At 41.3% G+C, this 18,154-nt stretch carries 16 protein-coding genes; 13 read left to right on the top strand and 3 right to left on the bottom strand.

Translation table 11 applies throughout. The annotated features are described in order from the left end of the window. The first annotated feature begins 2 nt into the window (after positions 1-2). The 5 genes from DYH63_RS04800 (at position 3) to DYH63_RS04780 (ending at position 4,223) form a co-directional block, all read left to right on the top strand. Positions 3-410 (top strand): DUF2752 domain-containing protein, encoded by a 408-nt coding sequence (locus DYH63_RS04800; protein ID WP_116787734.1) that lies wholly within the window; start codon positions 3-5, stop codon positions 408-410. Next, positions 410-913, top strand: coding sequence for a magnetosome magnetite crystal formation protein family (locus DYH63_RS04795; RefSeq protein WP_116787733.1), 504 nt, complete (start codon positions 410-412; stop codon positions 911-913). Before DYH63_RS04800 ends, DYH63_RS04795 begins: the two co-directional genes overlap by 1 nt. After that, a complete protein-coding gene (locus DYH63_RS04790; protein ID WP_116787732.1) occupies positions 910-1,482 on the top strand; it encodes a non-canonical purine NTP diphosphatase in 573 nt (190 codons plus the stop codon). The genes DYH63_RS04795 and DYH63_RS04790 overlap by 4 nt, the downstream gene beginning before the upstream one ends. 99 nt (positions 1,483-1,581) lie before the next feature. Next, on the top strand, positions 1,582-3,375 hold the full coding sequence (locus DYH63_RS04785) for a DEAD/DEAH box helicase (protein WP_116787731.1): 1,794 nt from the start codon (positions 1,582-1,584) through the stop codon (positions 3,373-3,375). Between the two features lie 77 nt (positions 3,376-3,452). Next, positions 3,453-4,223: a carboxypeptidase-like regulatory domain-containing protein gene (locus tag DYH63_RS04780; protein WP_116787730.1), complete on the top strand. Its 771-nt coding sequence runs from the start codon at positions 3,453-3,455 to the stop codon at positions 4,221-4,223. Positions 4,224-4,225: 2 nt separating this feature from the next. Here DYH63_RS04780 and DYH63_RS04775 read toward each other — a convergent pair whose 3' ends face one another. Continuing rightward, positions 4,226-4,891 carry a TrmH family RNA methyltransferase gene (locus DYH63_RS04775; RefSeq protein ID WP_116787729.1) on the bottom strand — a complete coding sequence of 222 codons (666 nt, stop codon included), beginning with the start codon at positions 4,889-4,891 and terminating at the stop codon, positions 4,226-4,228. 56 nt (positions 4,892-4,947) lie between these two features. Between DYH63_RS04775 and DYH63_RS04770 the strand changes: the two genes are divergently transcribed. The 4 genes from DYH63_RS04770 (at position 4,948) to DYH63_RS04755 (ending at position 11,285) form a co-directional block, all read left to right on the top strand. After that, on the top strand, positions 4,948-5,478 hold the full coding sequence (locus DYH63_RS04770) for an RNA polymerase sigma factor (protein ID WP_116790738.1): 531 nt from the start codon (positions 4,948-4,950) through the stop codon (positions 5,476-5,478). Between the two features lie 4 nt (positions 5,479-5,482). Then, positions 5,483-6,259, top strand: coding sequence for an anti-sigma factor (locus DYH63_RS04765; RefSeq protein ID WP_116787728.1), 777 nt, complete (start codon positions 5,483-5,485; stop codon positions 6,257-6,259). A 299-nt stretch (positions 6,260-6,558) separates the two neighbouring features. Beyond that, the gene (locus tag DYH63_RS04760) at positions 6,559-9,717 is read left to right on the top strand and encodes a T9SS type A sorting domain-containing protein (RefSeq protein ID WP_116787727.1); all 3,159 of its coding nucleotides are present in this window, start codon (positions 6,559-6,561) and stop codon (positions 9,715-9,717) included. A 224-nt stretch (positions 9,718-9,941) separates the two neighbouring features. Then, on the top strand, positions 9,942-11,285 hold the full coding sequence (locus tag DYH63_RS04755) for a tetratricopeptide repeat protein (RefSeq protein WP_162926932.1): 1,344 nt from the start codon (positions 9,942-9,944) through the stop codon (positions 11,283-11,285). A gap of 35 nt (positions 11,286-11,320) precedes the next feature. Here DYH63_RS04755 and DYH63_RS04750 read toward each other — a convergent pair whose 3' ends face one another. After that, positions 11,321-12,655: a sensor histidine kinase gene (locus DYH63_RS04750; RefSeq protein WP_116787725.1), complete on the bottom strand. Its 1,335-nt coding sequence runs from the start codon at positions 12,653-12,655 to the stop codon at positions 11,321-11,323. Between the two features lie 6 nt (positions 12,656-12,661). Continuing rightward, positions 12,662-14,008: a sigma-54-dependent transcriptional regulator gene (locus DYH63_RS04745; RefSeq protein ID WP_116787724.1), complete on the bottom strand. Its 1,347-nt coding sequence runs from the start codon at positions 14,006-14,008 to the stop codon at positions 12,662-12,664. 144 nt (positions 14,009-14,152) lie between these two features. Between DYH63_RS04745 and DYH63_RS04740 the strand changes: the two genes are divergently transcribed. The 4 genes from DYH63_RS04740 to DYH63_RS04725 all read left to right on the top strand — a co-directional run bounded on the left by DYH63_RS04740 (position 14,153) and on the right by DYH63_RS04725 (position 18,100). Beyond that, positions 14,153-15,391 (top strand): efflux RND transporter periplasmic adaptor subunit, encoded by a 1,239-nt coding sequence (locus tag DYH63_RS04740; protein ID WP_116787723.1) that lies wholly within the window; start codon positions 14,153-14,155, stop codon positions 15,389-15,391. 1 nt (position 15,392) lies between these two features. After that, the gene (locus DYH63_RS04735) at positions 15,393-15,830 is read left to right on the top strand and encodes a hypothetical protein (protein ID WP_116787722.1); all 438 of its coding nucleotides are present in this window, start codon (positions 15,393-15,395) and stop codon (positions 15,828-15,830) included. A gap of 97 nt (positions 15,831-15,927) precedes the next feature. Continuing rightward, positions 15,928-17,367, top strand: a complete 1,440-nt coding sequence (locus tag DYH63_RS04730) for a S41 family peptidase (protein WP_116787721.1) — start codon at positions 15,928-15,930, stop codon at positions 17,365-17,367. 31 nt (positions 17,368-17,398) lie between these two features. After that, the gene (locus DYH63_RS04725) at positions 17,399-18,100 is read left to right on the top strand and encodes an ABC transporter ATP-binding protein (RefSeq protein ID WP_116790737.1); all 702 of its coding nucleotides are present in this window, start codon (positions 17,399-17,401) and stop codon (positions 18,098-18,100) included. Positions 18,101-18,154 lie beyond the last annotated feature (54 nt).

Genomic DNA, 18,154 nt, shown 5'->3' with positions numbered 1-18,154 from the left:
TAATGAAAAGGAGGAGGCTATATATTATATTAACTGTACTACTAATTACAGGTTACGCATGGGTATTTTGGCAGCTATATGGCGAACAAAAAAGCCATAGTTTTACACCCTGTGTGTTTAAGGCTGTTACCGGTGTACCCTGCCCCTCCTGCGGCATTACCCGCTCATTAACCACACTTGCAAAAGGAGACCTTATTATGGCGGCATATATAAACCCTTTAGGGTTGTTTGCCGCCTGTATTATGCTTATTACTCCATTATGGCTGCTATACGATATATCTTTAAAGAAAGAAACCTTATTAAAAAGCTACACCCGCTTTGAAGGTATTATCAGCAAAAAATGGATCGCAATACCCCTTATTGTACTAATAATGGCCAACTGGGCCTGGAACATTTATAAAGACCTCTAATGAACAAAAACATAAAAACAACACATTACACTGTTTACCCACAGGAATTTGAGCAGGCGGGCAACAGTTACCTTATGTCTTTAGTTACCGTTATTGCGGGGCTGCCATTGCCCATAGTTAATGTACTGGCGTCTTTTATATTTTATTTGTCGAACAGAAAATCGGGATATTTTGTACGCTGGCATGCTATACAAAGCATCATAGCGCAAGCCATTGTATTACCCTTTAACAGTATTTTCTTTATCTGGACGTTTCGCATTATTATAAGCCAGGCAATACTACACAACAGCCACTATGATTTTGATGAAAATTTTATAACCTTTGCCTCCCCTTTTTACTGGTCTTATGTGGCATTTATTTTGCTTTTTAACCTTTTTGAATTTATAGCTGTACTTGCTACCGCCATAAAAGTACGCAGGGGACAAAATGTGCGGTGGTATATTATTGCAAACATTACTGACGCTATTTGCAGTAAACAAAACCATGACCCTTATAGAATATGAAACTTGTATTTGCATCTAACAATAAAAATAAGCTGGAGGAAATTCGCCACCAACTTCCTACTGATATCGAATTACTAAGCCTGGAAGACATAGGCTGCCACGAAGATATTCCTGAAACAGCCGACACCATAGAGGGTAACGCCATACTTAAGGCAGATTATGTAACCCAACGCTACGGTTTTGACTGTTTTGCAGATGATACCGGCCTGGAGGTTCATGCGCTTAATGGTGCCCCGGGAGTATATAGCGCCCGGTATGCAGGCGAAGAAAAAGATGCTAATGCCAATATGGACAAACTGCTTGGCGCACTAAATGGCAATATAAACCGAAAGGCTAATTTTAAAACGGTTATAGCACTTAACAAAAACGGTGCGCAACATTTGTTTACCGGAATTGTTGAGGGAACCATTACAACAGAAAAGGCAGGAGATAAGGGTTTTGGCTATGATCCCATATTTAAAGCTGATGGGCTGGAACACACTTTTGCACAAATTTCGCTCGATCAAAAAGCGCTTCTTAGCCACCGCGGACGGGCAGTAAAACAACTCATAGAATTCCTTAAAAAATAAACACCTGATATTCAATATATAACTTTAAAATAAATCTGTAACTCGCATTAGCTATTGTAGTTAATAAAATGTACCTTTGCGGCTTATTTAAAAGCATATATGAACAAATTTGAACTATTGGGGCTAAGCGAGCCGCTTATCAAGGCGATTAACGACCTGGGTTTTGAAAACCCGTCGGAAGTACAGGAAAAAGCCATACCCCTACTATTGGAAAAAGATACCGACATTGTGGCACTAGCCCAAACCGGTACCGGCAAAACTGCAGCCTTTGGATTTCCGCTTATCCAGAAAATAGATCCTGAGAACAGGAGCACGCAGGCGCTTATATTATCGCCAACGCGTGAACTGTGCCTGCAGATTACAAACGAAATCAAGCTTTACTCGAAATATATAAAAGGGCTGCATACCGTAGCCGTTTATGGTGGTGCGAGCATAACAGAGCAGGCACGCGAAATAAAGCGTGGCGCACAGGTTATTGTAGCTACCCCGGGCCGTATGCAGGACATGATAAACCGTGGCCTTGTAAACATCAGCAAGATCGATTTCTGTATCCTTGATGAGGCAGACGAAATGCTTAACATGGGCTTTTATGATGATATTGTAAACATATTATCTACATCTCCGGATGAGAAAAGCACCTGGTTATTCTCTGCTACCATGCCGCAGGAAGTGGCGCGCATTGCTAAAGAATTTATGCGCAAGCCACTTGAAATTACAGTAGGCCATAAAAACTCAGGCTCTAGCACGGTATCTCACGAGTTTTACCTTGTTAACGCCCGCGACCGCTATGAGGCGCTTAAGCGTATAGCAGATGGTAACCCGGATATCTTCTCGGTAATTTTTTGCCGTACAAAACGTGATACCCAGGCCGTAGCCGAAAAACTTATTGAAGACGGATACAATGCTGCTGCACTACATGGCGACCTTAGCCAGGCACAGCGTGATGGTGTAATGAAATCGTTCCGTGGCAGGCAGATACAAATGCTTGTTGCTACCGATGTAGCTGCACGTGGTATTGACGTAGATAACGTTACTCACGTTATTAACTACCAGCTTCCTGACGAGATAGAAACCTACAACCACCGTAGTGGCCGTACAGGCCGTGCAGGTAAGCTGGGTACATCTATTGTAATCATTACAAAAAGCGAGCTTAGGAAAATTTCGGTTATCGAAAAAACCATCAAGCAGAAGTTTGAAGAAAAAACTATTCCTTCAGGTATTGAAATTTGCGAGATTCAGCTACTGCACCTTGCAAACAAAATACACGATGTAGAAGTAGACTCTGAGATAAATGCTTATCTTCCTGCTATAGAAGAGGTAATGAAAGACCTTACTAAAGAAGAGCTTATTAAAAAAATGGTATCGGTAGAGTTTAACCGCTTTATCAACTATTATAAGAAAAATAAAGACCTTTCTGCACAATCTGCAGGTTCCGACAGAAGGGAAAGCAACTTTAGCGCAAGTGCTGATGGTGCTGCCCGTTACTTTATCAACATAGGTTCCCGCGATGATTTCGACTGGATGCAGTTGAAAGATTTCCTTCGTGATACCCTTGGGCTTGGCCGTGATGATATCTTTAAGGTTGACGTTAAAGAAGGTTTCTCTTTCTTTAATACCGATGCGCAGCATGCAGACCTTGTTACAAGCACACTAAATGCAATGCACCTTGAAGGCCGCCGCATAAATGTGGAGATTTCTAAGAACGACGGAGGCAGGAACAACGGACGTCGCGACCATAACGGACGCAGCGGTGGCAATGGCTACGGCGGAGGCAGCTATGGTGGTAGAAATGAGCGCAGAGGCGAATCTTTTGGAGGCAGTAAACCGGGAGGTTCTCGCCCACCAAGAAGGAGCGACAGCGCACCTCGCGACCGTAAACCACGCCGCGGATAAGATTTTTTTTTAAGAGATTACATACTAACTACAAAATATCGCGTTTGTTTATTACTTTTACAACTTATAAACAGTCAATGAGGTATTTTGTAGTTTTTTTTATCACGTTACTTTCACTCACAGCACATTCTCAAACTGAGAAAGGCAAATCAAGCGTTACAGGTACACTCGTATCAGACATAACACTGCTACCCATATATGGCGTAGATGTTATTAATATCAACAAAGTTAAAGGCGCCGTAAGCGACGACAAGGGTAACTTTACCATAGAAGCTACAGCTAACGATACACTCCATATTTCCTTTATAGGCTACCAGCCCATTAAAGTGCGCGTTACTAACGACTGGATAAACAATAAAAACGTAACCCGTATTAAACTTACTGAACGATCTAAAGTTCTTGATGAAGTAGTTATCAATAAATACAACCTTACCGGTTTTTTACAAATAGACAGTAAGCTTGCCCCTGTACAGGATAAGAACTACCGCTATGGCATTGCCGGCCTTAACCTGGGCTATGAAGGCGGATCTAACTCTCCGGGCGCATTTAGCAGAATCCTAAGCTCTGCATTTAACCCGGCAGACCTGCTAAACAATGTATTTGGCAAGAAGCCAACAGAGATGCGCAGATTGCGTGAAATGAAAAAGGACGATGCCGTGCGCAACGCCCTTGCCAGTAAATTTGACCGTGAAACACTTGCTGCACTGCTTGGTGTAACAAAAGAAGATATAGCAGATATATTAGAGCGCTGCAACTATAGCGAAGACTTTATTAAAACCGCTAACGACCTCCAGATAATGGATGCCATAAGTGGCTGTTATGAAGACTATAAAGCCATACGCCATTAATATTAAACGCTTTCGAGATATCTTGAGGTAACAAAGTCGATATCTTTTATCGTTTTTTGTGCCCAATCTATACGCTTTTCAAGCATTTCATCTTCGGTTAACTGCCATTTTATATCACTACGCCTTAAGCGGCTGCTTAGGTGCTGTATAATTATAGCGGCAGAAGATGATATATTAAGGCTTTCGGTAAAGCCTATCATGGGTATTTTTAAAAATCCGTCAGCTTCGCGCAATACCTCGTCACTCAGGCCCAGCCTTTCTGTTCCAAAGAATAATGCCGCCGGTTGGGTAACATCAAAATCTTCTAAAAAGCAGGATTCTTCGTGTGGCGATGTAGCAATAATACGGTATCCCCTGTTGCGCAATTTTTTTATACACTCTCCTGTAGAACTGTATCGGTTAACATCTACCCACTTCTGGGCACCCAGTGCAATTTCCTTATCAATGGTTTTCCCGTATTTCTCTTCAATAACATTCAGCTCCTGAACGCCAAATACTTCGCAGGTGCGTAGTACGGCACTGGTATTGTGCAACTGAAAAATATCTTCTACCGCTACTGTAAAATGCTTGCTGCGCTGCGCGAGTATCTCTAAAAATCTTTCTTTTCTATTTTCGCTTATAAAAGTTTCAAGGTAAGAAAGGTAGTTGGCATCTGATGTATTTTTCATGGCGTGTGCTAATGTTAAAATCTTTTGTTATCTTAGAGGTAACCAAACCCGGAAAAATGACACAGGAACAATTACTGGAACAAATTTACAAAAAAGACGGCAAAGCCTTTACCACACTGTACGACATGTATTCTAAAAGCCTCTATGGTGTTATCTTTAATCTTTTAAAAGATAAAGAAGAAAGCGAAGATGTGTTGCAGGATGTATTTGTAAAGATCTGGAAAAATATCGACACCTATAACGAAGGCAAAGGCCGCTTTTTTACCTGGATAGTAAATATAGCGCGCAATTCGTCTATAGACAGGCTGCGGAGCAAGAGCCACAACAACAGCAAGAAAAACCTATCTGCCGATAATTTCGTACATATACTTGACCATAACACAAGTGTTACCAATAAGATAGACGCTATAGGCATACGCGAATTTATAAACAAGCTTAAGCCAAAGTGTATTAAGATTATTGACTTGCTTTTCTTTAAAGGCTACACCCAGCAGGAAGCTTCAGATGAGTTGCAAATACCCTTGGGTACTGTAAAAACACAGAACAGGAATTGTATAGGCGAATTAAAAAATTTATTACAAGAATAAAGCGATGGAAGAATACATAGCGTCCGGAACCCTTGAGTTTTATGTGTACGGGCTTTTGTCTGAACAGGAAAACATTGAGGTTAACGAAATGGCAAAAAAGCATAAAGAGGTAGCCAGCGAGATCCTTGCAATAGAAAAGGCGGTCATTAACCTGTCTTATGCCGTATCGCCACACCTATCTGCAGAGAATTTTGAAAAAATACGCCAGAAGCTTATCGAAAAGCATAATGGTGTAGTACAGCTAGAACCTAAGCGTGGCACAAGCCAGTATATTGGCTGGGCCGCCGCAGTGGTATTTATGCTGGGCTTTGCTTATCAATACGTTAAACACAATGAGGCTGCTGAACAGGTTAAGGGCACTACAGCACAGCGTTCTAAATTTGAAGCAATGCTGGCCGATGCGCAAAAGCGTAATACCGAGCATGAAAACGCCCTTGCTATTGTGCGCGATACACTAAACACCCCTGTAAAACTTGCCGGCCAGGCGGCAGCGCCACAGGCATATGCTACCGTATATGTAAACAAAGTAAGCAAAGATGTATATGTCGATGTATCAGGACTACCAAAAGCACCCGAAGGTAAGGCTTATCAGGTATGGGCACTTAAACTTGATCCCTTTACCCCTACCAGTATTGGTGTAATTGACGACCAAACGCTGCGCAGCGGAATGTTTAAGCTTGACAGTAATGCCGGGGTACAAGCATTTGGTATAACACTAGAGCCTGCCGGTGGTAGCAAAGCGCCTACACTTGACCAATTATATACTTTAGGTAAAGTTTAAACTTAAATGAAAATATTTGCTGTAAATTTTAGAATGACCTTAATGTGATCTAAACTTTTTCTATTCCGGACGATGTTTTTTTCATACAGAATTCTCATTAAAAAAAAGTACTGTATAAAATTATGAATGATAACTTACATTATTGCAAAAAATAGAGACTCATAATTGAATACAATGTAATTCACTATTAGTATGCTGATTATATGCTAAAATATCGGCTGTCTACACAATTGTCAACACTAAAAAGCCTGTAAAATTTAGTAATACCGTTAGATTTACATATACCAAAATTGTATTACATGAAATTTACTATTAACTCTCTTGTTGTTTTAGTAGCTACAGCAGCACTGCATACGGCCGCTGTAGCACAAAGCACAAACCTTAAGGCTCAAAATGGCTATGAAGTATCTAAAGCCAGTGGCAGCCTTTATAAATTAGAACGCTGGAGCTCTTTTAAACCTAATTATAGCAAGACAGCCATTACAGACCCTCAGCAAAAAATGCTGGAGCAAATGGGTACTAAACCCACCGCAGCATATACTACTTTTTCTAACGAGTATGAATTTTATGGTGGTGAGGCTTATAAAGGAAATAATGTACCCTATGCTGCTGTTACAGATGGCGCCGGGAATACTTATATAACAGGAGGCAGTACTAATGAAAACCATCCGGCGGGTGATTTTTTTACCATCAAGGTGGGTCCCGATGGACAAACACTTTGGGAAAAACGCGAACAGGCAACTATTTATGCGGTAGAATATGGCATGCACATAGCCTTTGACAATGCAGGAAACATAATTGTATCTGGGCTTAAGTGGAACGGTGCTGATATGGATATTCGTGTTATTAAATACGACACAGCAGGTACAAAACTATGGGACACTACTTTTGATAACGGTGCAGAAGGACTTGAAGTACCCAATGGTATGACAACTGATGCTGATGGCAATATCTATATTACAGGAATTGCATGGTCTGGCAATTCGGTCGATTACCTTACCCTAAAATACAACAGTAATGGTATTAAACAATGGCACCATACCGAAAACCCTACGGGCTCAGAAACATGGAACGAGGCAACTGCGGTAACGGTTGACGCTAATGGCAATGTTGTGGTTACCGGTTACAGCCCTAACGCAGACGGATGGCTAAATTATTATACTGTTAAGTACAACCCTCAAGGTAGTAAACTATGGGAACAAGCATATAACTACCAGAGCACTGACCCTGAAAACGTTGCAGATGTAACAAATTCTGTACCTCTTGCTCTTACTACAGATGCCACCGGAAACATTTATGTTACAGGTATTTTTGACACTTTCCTGAATCGAATTGGCACGATAAAATACAATGCCGCAGGAGAAACACAATGGATAGAAACTTATAAAAGTGGCAGTGAGTCAACGCTTGGCAGGAAAATAGCGCTAAAGAACAATACCCTGTATGTAGCCGGTAGCCACGCGGGCGGTTTTGCCGATGACGGAACAGTATTGATATCTTACAATACCGACGGTACTCAAAATTGGGTTAAAGAAACTACAGACCTTATTGAAACCACAAATACCATGCTGTCTTTTGATACCGCCGGCAACATTATAACGTCGGCTAAGGGTATGACTCCCGGTGCCGAAGAATGGGAACAGGACGTAGCGGCACGCGCTTACAAATACACCCCCGAAGGGAATCTTTTAGGGCAGGCTGCGTTTGTAATATCTACATCAGACGGTACTGCAAGTATGTCAGATATGGCTGGTACAGGTATTGATAACGCTGGCAATCTTTACTTTACTGTAAACTCTTTTTACAGCGAAAATGGCCCTGTTATAGAAACCGTTAAATCAGGTTTTGGCGACACTGCACCTGAAGCCATCTGGAATGCGTTATACACTAACACCGGATCTCCGGGTGCCACAATGCTCAATTCATTTGCAGACAATAACGGCAACACGTTCTCTACAGGTTCTTATTTTACGTTTAGCGATGGTATGCTTAATGCCAACTATTTTATTGTTAAACATGATGCCGAAGGAAACGTAGACTGGAATGTGATATATAACGCCGAAAATGGTAATGCGGCAGAAGGCATTATAGGCCGGGTAGATGCAAACGGAAATGCTTACATATGCCTGTTGCCGGGCTTTGAGCAGTTTCCTCCTCAATTAAAAGTTATTAAAATTTCTCCGCAAGGTACCCAGGTTTGGTCGGCAGCTATTGAGCTTTACAGTCCGGTAGTTACTGTTTTAGAACCGCAGGCAGATGGCTCTGTGTATCTTGGAGGTACTGCTTATGAGACCGAAGAAAGCACTACTGCCTCTTTCCTTGGTATTAAATTTTCAGCAGATGGCGCACAGCAATGGAAAACCTATATGCCGGGAATAAGTGGCAATAATATTTATCAGATTAATGCCGGAAAAGTTGATGCTAATGGCCACCTTATACTTGCCGGTACACACGGCAGTGGCAACTTTATGGCTCAGCAGGTAAGCCTGACTGCCGTACAATTTAATGCCGACGGAACACCGGGCTGGATTACACCTGTAACGGTGGACAGTGGATCATCTTCGGGTACAAACCTCCACATCGCAGCGAATAACAGTATTTATATAAATGGTTTTACCCAAAACAATGATACTTTTGATCAGGATATTATAACCGCAAAAATAAGCGATACAGGCGATGTGCTGTGGAGCAATACCTTTGGCGAAGATGACACGAATGAGCGCTCTTACACTGTTAAACCCTTTAGCAATGGAGATGTAGGGGTTATAGGCTACAGCCTTGCTATTAACGGAGATATACACAACACACTTGTAAAGTATAGTGCTACGGGCGAAGAGCTTTGGAATTTTGCATCAGAAAACATGCGCTATTATAACGATTTTCATATCGATGGGTCTGATGTATGTTATATTATGGATCAGGTTACTATAGATCCTTTCCCACACAAAATTTTTAATGAACCCTTCCCTATGGCATCTTTGATTACTGTTGACGGTAACGGACAGAATAGCAGTGAGGAATTTTTTGTAGGGCCTGAATATGCTGAGTTTTATGGCAAGAGGCTGGTACCGCATACTGATAACAGGCTGCTCCTGGCAGGCAGCGTGGGTAACCAGGCGTTTTATGAAGGCACTTACTTTTTTGAAACAGAACACGACGGCACGCTTAGCTTACCGGGCGTACAAACCCCCACTAAAACACAAAATGTACTGGGACAAAACTATCCCAACCCTGTAGATGGTGCCACTACAATACCTTTCAAACTAAAAAACGGCGGTAAAGCGGTATTGAGGCTATACAACGCTCAGGGCAGATTTATAAAAGAAATTGCTAATGATATTTATGCTGTAGGCGATAACACCGTAGCATTTGATGCTAAAGGCCTGAAAACCGGTATCTATTTTTACCAAATAGAGTCGAATGGCTTTAAACAGGCAAAAAAAATGGTAGTTAAATAAGGTTAATCAATCTAAATGCAAAGGCTCCGGTTTAATAACCGGAGCCTTTTTTGTTTTGTACAGTATAAAATTTAAATTTGGACATGCTGAATACTTACAAAATAAGAGTGTATATAAGATTGTGTTTTTTGCTGCTTTTTGCTGTGGGCTGCAGTGAAAGCGGTACGCATAGCACTAACCCAAAAAACGTATCCAGACCTGATGATTCTGGAAAGCTAACAGATATGGGTAATGAACAGTGGCGCATGGGTAATTACCAGGAAGCGTTGAAGTACTTTACACAGGCCTATAAAAAAGTAAAGGCATCGGGTAATGAACAGGAAACTGCAACATTACTCAACAATCTTGGGCTGGTGCACTGGCGCCTTGAAAATAACTCCGCTGCTATGGAGTGCTATACCGAAGCTGCCGCACTGGCAGAAAAAACCGGCATGAAAAGACTTTTAGGCCTTACCTACACCAACCGCGCCCTTATACTTAAAGAAGAACGCAACTTTAAGGCGGCCTTTAAACAAAATAACGAAGCCATCGGTATTTTTAAAGCACTTAAAGAACCGCGCGACCTTGCAATAGCCTATAATAACCAAGGGCAGATTTACAGGTTTTCAGAAGCCTTTAACCCTGCACTTAAATACTACCTGTTATCTTTAGAAGAATGCAAAAAGATAAATTATTATGAAGGTATGGCTACCGCGTACCAAAACCTAAGCACAGTATATGCCATACAGGGCAATAAAGAGAAAGCATTGTGGGCGGGGCACAAATGCCTTAATCTTAGTTATAAAGTAAACAGTAAAGTGCGTATTAGCGAGGGCCTTCGCGAATTATCTCATAGTTATGACATTTTTAATGTGCAGGATTCGGCATTATATTATTTTAAAAAGCACTATGATGTAGAAAAAGAGGTTATGGAAGCAAACCAAAGTAACCTACTGTCTAAATATCAGGCAAACCTGGGTATTGAGGTTAAAAACCTTCGGATTAAAAACCTTCGAAATGAGAAAGAAATTGCCAATAGCCGTTTTATGCTCATTGCATTTTGTGTATTGGCTGCATTGCTTATCTCGGCTTTTTTTATTTACCGTTACCTTTCGGCTATAAAATTCAGGAAAAAACAGCTGGAGCTAGAATTGGAAAACTCTTTACAACTCATTCAGGTAAAAGAAGAAGAACTCAAAACTTACATTATAGACCTTACCCACAAAAACAACATCATCAATAAACTACAAGACCCCGGTAAGCTTCCGCCTGTTAGTAATGAGTATGATGTTAACGACCTGTTAGAAGAAAAAATTTTTACCGATGATGGCTGGGATAAATTTAAAAGGCGTTTTGCTGCAATATATCCTGATTTCTTTAGTAGGATAAAGCAAAGTGATATTGCCGTAACAGAAGCCGAAATACGCGTGCTGGTACTGATGAGGCTTAAGCTTAACGGTAACGAGATGGCAAACATACTGGGTATATCTCCGCAAAGCGTAAGGGCATGTAAAATGAGGTTAAAGAAAAAGCTACAGACAAATGATTATGAAAGCGTAGAGCTATACCTGAAACATATCGTTTCTTAAGTAACGTTTAACAGACAATAAGTGGTGTTATTTGCTTAAAGCGCGTTGTATAAGCAAATGATAAAGCGTGTGTTATCCTCATCGTTACTATAACTTAAGTAGCCACCGTGGGCCTCGATAATATTTTTAGAAAGGGTAAGCCCAATGCCTGCGCCATCTTTACGAGTGGTAAAAAACGGCAGGAATATTTTATCTTCCATTTCTTTATCTACCCCACTACCACTATCGGTAATGGTAATAAACAATCTTTCGTTCTTAACCTCAGCATCTATGCTTATTTGCTTACTCTCAACGGTTTCAAGTGCATACATACTGTTTGTAAGCAGGTTAATGAGTGCCTGTTCTATTTGCAGGGCATCAATATCAAGAAGACGGTTAAAGTTTATTCCGTTTGTTATACTAATACCCGCATTTTTAAACAATGGCTGCATTACACTAAGCACGTTATTTATAAGTGCAGCAAGTTCTGTACGCTCTTTTCGGGGCGATGGCAGCATGGCAAGCCTGCGGTAGCTTTCTATAAAACTTTGCAGGTGGTCGCTGCGGTGCAGCATTGTTGATACACTTTGCTGAATATCTTCCATATCGCTTTTAGAAAGTTCTTCCTGCTGTATAAGTTCGCTAAGGTTTTGCGTAAGCGAGCGAATGGGTGTAATAGAGTTCATCAGCTCGTGCGATATTACCTTCATCAGGTTAATCCACGCATCCTTTTCTTTTTTGGCTACAACTTTCTGTATGGAGTCCAGCAGAATGATATAATACTCTTTACCATAGGTAACGGTTTTAGAGGTTTGCAGCATAAACGTCTGGCTTTCCTCACTGCCCATACGTATTTGTACTGAGGTGCGCATGTCTTCAAAACCACGCTCTTCAATTATATTACACAACGCGGGTAACTGGCTTTTAAGGTACTTCCATTTAGAAACCCTTGGCACTTCAAAATGGTTGCAGAAATACTCGTTCATCAAAAAGATGTTGTGCTCCTCCCCTTCTTTCTGTAATATCAATACACCGGTTTCTATATTATTGAGTATCGAACTATATACAAGGTCTTTAGTTACCTGTTCGTTCTGCCGGTCTTTTAAGGTATTGTAAAGGCGGAACAGGCTCCTGTAATTCTCAAAATCGCCGTGGCGTGAAAAATCGGCAGAAAAATCGTTGCTGAGTATTGCGCTTATGGTCTTATCATAAAACGAATAGGTATTTCTTAAAAAGGAGAAAAGCTCTGCAAGCAAAAGAAGGAATACCAAAAAGCAAAAGAAGGCGCTATAAGGCAGCCCACCCACCAGGGCATAAATACCCAGGCCGGCCGCAGCCATTAAAAACACAAGGCGGATAAAAAGCAGCTGGTATAATTTTAATGATCTCATAGCACGTTAGTGTTTACCCAGTTCATACTTTTCAATACGCCTGTAAAGCGCAGCACGCGAAAGCCCGAGTTCATCGGCGGCCTTACTGATGTTAAAATTATGTTTTTGAAGTGTTTTATCAATGGTATGTTTTTCGATGTCCGAAAGCTGTACATCTTTTTCGGTCTGTATTTCGATGATGTCTTCAAGATCCAGGTCGGCAGCGGTAATAATGCATTCATCGCACAATATTACGGCACGCTCTATACGGTTTTCCATCTCGCGGATGTTACCGTTCCAGGCATGGTTTTGTATCTGCTGTAAAGCAAAGGGTTCAAATTCAAGATCGGCTCGTTCATACTTATCTGCCATTTTACTCAGCAGGAACTGCGCCAGTGCTGCCAGGTCTTCACGCCTTTCGCGCAGCGGCGGCAGGATAATTTCCATGGTATTAATGCGGTAATATAAATCTTCGCGAAAGGTTTTAAGCCCGGCTTCTTTTTTAAGGTCGATGTTGGTTGCGGTAATAATACGCACATTTAGCGGACGTGCCTTACCCTCGCCCAGCCTTATAACCTGTCGGTTTTGTATAACCTGCAACAGTTTCGACTGTAAATGCAGGGGCACATTGCCTATTTCATCTAAAAAAATAGTACCGTTATTTGCCAGTTCAAAACGTCCGGGAGTATCCGCCTTGGCATCGGTAAAGGCACCTTTGGCATAGCCAAATAACTCGCTCTCAAAAATAGATTCGCTCAGCGCACCTAAGTCTACGTGTATAAAAGGCTGGCTGCTACGCGCAGAATTTTGGTGAATGTAATTTGCCATTACATACTTACCCGTACCGTTTTCACCCAGTATCAATACGTTAGCATCGGTCCGTGCCACCTTTGCCGCAAGGCTGTAGGCTTTTTTTATGGCAGTCGATTCGCCAATAAAATAACTGTTGTTAGTCGCTGCACCCTGCTCCTGCTTGCGTAGTTTGCGGCTTTCGGTTACGGCAGCTTTTACCACCTCTACCAGCTTATCATTATCCCAGGGTTTTAATATATAATCAAAAGCACCCAGCTTAAGGCCTTCTACTGCCGTTTCTACCTTGCCAAATGCTGTCATTAGTATTACAACCGTTTTAGGCGAAAAGGTTTTTATCTCCTTAAGCAGGTAAATGCCCTCGCGCCCATCGTCTAAGCCCATACGGTAATTCATATCCAGCAATACCACATCAATAGGGTTTTCTGCCAGCAGGGCGATGGCCTTTTTAGGGTCGGGCAGGGTAAAAATATGTTCAAAATGTTTTTTGAGCACCAGTTTAGATGCAAAAAGGATGTCTTCTTTATCATCTATGACTAAAATGCCTGCCTGCGTTTTTTTCATGCACTGTACGGTTTCGGACAAACACTGTCCGATATCGGACACTATGTGTTTTAGGGTAATTAAAATATTAGCTGGTTTACAGATAGTTACCATTTTTAAATGTATGGCACAAAATTGCTATTATGTATGCCAAACAAGCACTCAATGGACACTATCGTTACCCGTAAAAGTAAAAAAAATAAATATCTGCTTATGGCAATACCGGCTTTTTTATTGGCGGGATACTTTGTATTTGCAGCGGTAACAAAAAAGCGCAGCCTTACAGTAGATAAAAATGAACTATCTGTTAAAACCGTTGAAAAAGCTTTTTTTGAAGACTTCATTGTTTTTCAGGCAAAGGTAGAACCGCTTAACGCTATGCTGCTAAACGTTATTGAAGGCGGGTCGATACAGGAAATATTTGTAGCAAATGGCGATATGGTTACACAGGGCCAGCCATTGGCAAGGTTGTACAACCCGAATACCGAGTTGAGCTATGTAACCCAGGAAACATCGATAATAGAGCAGATAAATAACCTGAGCAAAGCAAAGCTCGATCTACGTAACCAGGAACTGAGCATGGCAAAAGACCTTGTAGCCATAGACCACGACTACCAGGATGCTAAAAACCTGTATGACCTGAACGAGAAGCTTTTTAAAGAAGAGATACTTTCTAAAAACGAATGGGAGAAAACAAAAGAGAACTTCCGTTTTCAGAAAGAGCGTAAGAACATCATACAGCAAAGCATACAAAAAGAAAAGCAGGCCAACCTGATACAAATAGGCCAGATATCGCAGTCGCAAACCATTATGTACAAAAGCCTTGACATATTGCGCAAAAACAAAAAGAACTTTTTAGTAACGGCGCCGCTTACCGGCAGGCTAACATCTTTTGAACCTGTATTGGGTAAAAACTACCAGGCAGGCGAAAGCATTGGCAAAATTGACGTAATGAAAGGTTACAAACTGGTAGCCGAAGTTGATGAGTACTACCTTCCTCGTGTATCGGCTAACCAGAAAGGGCAGATTGATTATAAAGGCGAAACGCTTGATGTAACGGTAAGCCGCGTAATCCCTGAAATTAAGAGTGGTCGCTTTTTAGTAGAGCTCACCTTTACATCAGATAAAGAGCTGCACCTGCAACAGGGACTTAGCTTTGGCGTACGCCTTATACTGTCTGAAAAAGCAAAAACAACCGTATTGCCAAAAGGCAGGTTTTATGAAGAAACAGCCGGAAAATGGGTATTTGTAGTGAACGGCGATAAAGCCGAACGCCGCGAAATAAAACTGGGACGCGAAAATCCGGTATATTATGAGGTACTGGGCGGCCTCAAGGAAGGCGATAAAGTGGTAACCAGCAACTATGCCGATTATAAAGAAATAGAAATATTAAATTTAGAATAGCATGATACGATTATTTTTTACCGCCATATTACTGATCGTTGCCACAATAAAATCTGTAGCCCAGGACAGCCCGCAAGTAACGGCATCGGGTACATACTTTGAAAAGTCAGAATCAACCGCAGATTATAAAGGCTGGAGCAACAGTAACGGTACAAATGAAACCAGGGCTTCTTATAAGCAATATAACGGCACTACCTATGTGCTTATTAAAAGCCCAAAAGATGTAAAGCTAAGCCTTAAATGCATTGCAGAGGTTAAAAAAGGCAGCCTCGAAGTATTACTGGAAGAAGATGCGTCTTCGCCTGGCCTGTTGTATGCTTTTAATAAAACCGGCAGTGCCGAAAAATACATAAGCCTAAAAGCAGGCATTCAGTACAAAATAAAGTTTAAAGGCCAAAACACACAGGGTTCTTACAAATGCTCGTGGAGCACACTATAAAATTCAGAGTTCAATCATCAATCAAAAAAAGGTAATTATTAATTAACCAATCGTCCGGCGGGGCCTAATCAATCCCGCCGGGCAAATCTAAAACATTATGAAAAAGGCTTTACAATTGTGCATATTTTTAATGACACTGGTAACAGTGGCCCAGGATTGCCCCTGCTCAGAAAGTTTTAATTGGGCAAAGAAAACCTTTGAAGAAAATGATGCCGGTTTTCAGTATGTTATAGATAAAAAAGGTGCAGAGGCCTACAGGCAGCATAATGCTATTTTTGCTGATAAAGTAAAAACAATTACAACTAAAGAAGATTGCGCGGCAGCCGTTTATGAGTGGCTAAAGTTTTTTAGGGGCGGGCATATATCGGCTAATGCCGTAAATAATGTAGCAGCTCCGACGGCGGCAGTAGACAGCCATACTGACTGGGAAAAATATCCTGTTACTGAGAAACAATTTCTAAAGTATCTGGCGAAAGCCGATCCAAAATCATTAGAGGGTATCTGGAAAACTACTCCATACACTATTGGTATCATTAAAAAAGGCGATGGCTACATTGGTTTTATACTTGATGGCGCAGGTACCGCATGGCAAAAAAACCAGATAAAACTGCGTGCAAAGCCTAATGCCGATAAAACAGGCTACAACGGCGAGTTCTACTTAAGAAATTATCAAACTTATAAATTTGAAAATGCTCGCCTTATAGGAGCAAATACGATATTACTTGGCAGGTTTATATTTCAGCGTGATAACCCTAAAGTACAGGATGTACAGGCCTTAAAAAACTACGTAGCGCTTTTGGGTTCAGATGGCCCTATGGTACAACAGCATTCTGCCAATACACTGGTATTGCGTATACCAAGCTTTGACGGGGGCTATAAAAAAGATATAGACAGCGTAATACGGGCTAATCATGATAAAATTATACGTACTAAAAACCTGGTTATTGATGTAAGGAACAACGGTGGCGGATCTGACGGAAGCTACCGGGAAATAGTAAAATACCTGTACACAAACCCCATACGCATTGTGGCAACACAAATGTATTCGACTAAGTTAAACAACGAGCGTATGGAAGGCTTTTTAAAGGAGCCGGGAATAAGCGAAGCAGAAAAAGCTGAAATTACTGCCGAGCTTAAAAAACTAAACGATAACCCCGGCAAATTTGTAAACCTGCATGAACAAAAGGTTTTTGTGCAAACACTTGATACTGTTTATAACTATCCTGAAAATGTAGCCATACTGATAAACGAAAATAATGCCAGCACGACAGAGCAGTTTTTACTTGCGGCAAAGCAAAGCAGTAAAACAAAACTGTTTGGCACTACAACCGCCGGTATGCTTGATATTAGCAATATGCATTTTGTAATATCGCCCTGTGGCACTTTACAATTAGGGTACTGCCTTTCTAAAAGCTTTCGCATACCGCATATGGCTATAGACGATATTGGCCTGCAGCCTGATTATTACCTTGACAGCGAAATACCCGATGAAGAATGGGTAAACTATGCCGAAAAAACATTTTCAACAATCAAATAATACAATCACAATTAAAAAAAATACACAAGCCATGATAAAAATCGAAAACCTTAGTAAAGTATTCCGTACAGAAGAAGTAGAAACAACTGCACTTAACAATGTATCGCTGCAAATAAAGCAAGGCGAGTTTGTAACCATAATGGGCGCTTCGGGCTGTGGAAAGTCTACCCTGCTAAACATTGTAGGCCTGTTGGACAACGCCAGTGGCGGCAGCTACAAACTGCTGGATAACGAAATAAACGGCCTTAGTGAAACAGCTAAGTCTAAAGTTCGCAAAGAAAACATAGGCTTTGTGTTCCAAAACTTTAACCTTATCGATGAACTTTCGGTATACGATAATATCGAACTGCCGCTTATTTATAATAATGTGCCTGCTACTGAGCGTAAAAAGAAGGTTGAGGCCATAGCCGAAAGGCTTGCCATTAGCCACAGGCTTAAGCACTACCCACAACAACTTTCGGGTGGGCAGCAGCAAAGGGCAGCCGTATCGCGTGCGCTGGTTAACGACCCTAAGATTATCCTGGCGGATGAGCCAACAGGTAACCTGGACAGTAAAAATGGTAACGAGGTTATGGAGCTGCTAACCGACCTGCACGCAAACGGTGCTACCATTCTTATGGTTACCCACTCTGAGCACGATGCATCGTTCTCGCAACGCACCATTATCATGAAAGACGGTATGGTACTGAGCGAAAGAAACAACACTAAAAAAGTAGATGTGTTTGTGGGGTAAACAAGTTTTAGAGCCGAAAGTCATAAAATCATAAAGACGAATGTAAAAACCTGT

Source organism: Flavobacterium psychrotrophum (assembly GCF_003403075.1).
Taxonomy (GTDB): Bacteria; Bacteroidota; Bacteroidia; order Flavobacteriales; family Flavobacteriaceae; genus Flavobacterium; species Flavobacterium psychrotrophum.
This window is presented reverse-complemented; position numbering and strand designations above follow the sequence as displayed.

Bases quoted from the DNA above. Each gene is read 5' to 3' on its own strand.
- DYH63_RS04800 (WP_116787734.1), top strand. From the start codon at position 3: ATGAAAAGGAGGAGGCTATATATTATATTAACTGTACTACTAATTACA.
- DYH63_RS04795 (WP_116787733.1), top strand. From the start codon at position 410: ATGAACAAAAACATAAAAACAACACATTACACTGTTTACCCACAGGAA.
- DYH63_RS04790 (WP_116787732.1), top strand. From the start codon at position 910: ATGAAACTTGTATTTGCATCTAACAATAAAAATAAGCTGGAGGAAATT.
- DYH63_RS04785 (WP_116787731.1), top strand. From the start codon at position 1,582: ATGAACAAATTTGAACTATTGGGGCTAAGCGAGCCGCTTATCAAGGCG.
- DYH63_RS04780 (WP_116787730.1), top strand. From the start codon at position 3,453: ATGAGGTATTTTGTAGTTTTTTTTATCACGTTACTTTCACTCACAGCA.
- DYH63_RS04775 (WP_116787729.1), bottom strand. From the start codon at position 4,891: ATGAAAAATACATCAGATGCCAACTACCTTTCTTACCTTGAAACTTTT.
- DYH63_RS04770 (WP_116790738.1), top strand. From the start codon at position 4,948: ATGACACAGGAACAATTACTGGAACAAATTTACAAAAAAGACGGCAAA.
- DYH63_RS04765 (WP_116787728.1), top strand. From the start codon at position 5,483: ATGGAAGAATACATAGCGTCCGGAACCCTTGAGTTTTATGTGTACGGG.
- DYH63_RS04760 (WP_116787727.1), top strand. From the start codon at position 6,559: ATGAAATTTACTATTAACTCTCTTGTTGTTTTAGTAGCTACAGCAGCA.
- DYH63_RS04755 (WP_162926932.1), top strand. From the start codon at position 9,942: ATGGGTAATGAACAGTGGCGCATGGGTAATTACCAGGAAGCGTTGAAG.
- DYH63_RS04750 (WP_116787725.1), bottom strand. From the start codon at position 12,655: ATGAGATCATTAAAATTATACCAGCTGCTTTTTATCCGCCTTGTGTTT.
- DYH63_RS04745 (WP_116787724.1), bottom strand. From the start codon at position 14,008: ATGAAAAAAACGCAGGCAGGCATTTTAGTCATAGATGATAAAGAAGAC.
- DYH63_RS04740 (WP_116787723.1), top strand. From the start codon at position 14,153: ATGGACACTATCGTTACCCGTAAAAGTAAAAAAAATAAATATCTGCTT.
- DYH63_RS04735 (WP_116787722.1), top strand. From the start codon at position 15,393: ATGATACGATTATTTTTTACCGCCATATTACTGATCGTTGCCACAATA.
- DYH63_RS04730 (WP_116787721.1), top strand. From the start codon at position 15,928: ATGAAAAAGGCTTTACAATTGTGCATATTTTTAATGACACTGGTAACA.
- DYH63_RS04725 (WP_116790737.1), top strand. From the start codon at position 17,399: ATGATAAAAATCGAAAACCTTAGTAAAGTATTCCGTACAGAAGAAGTA.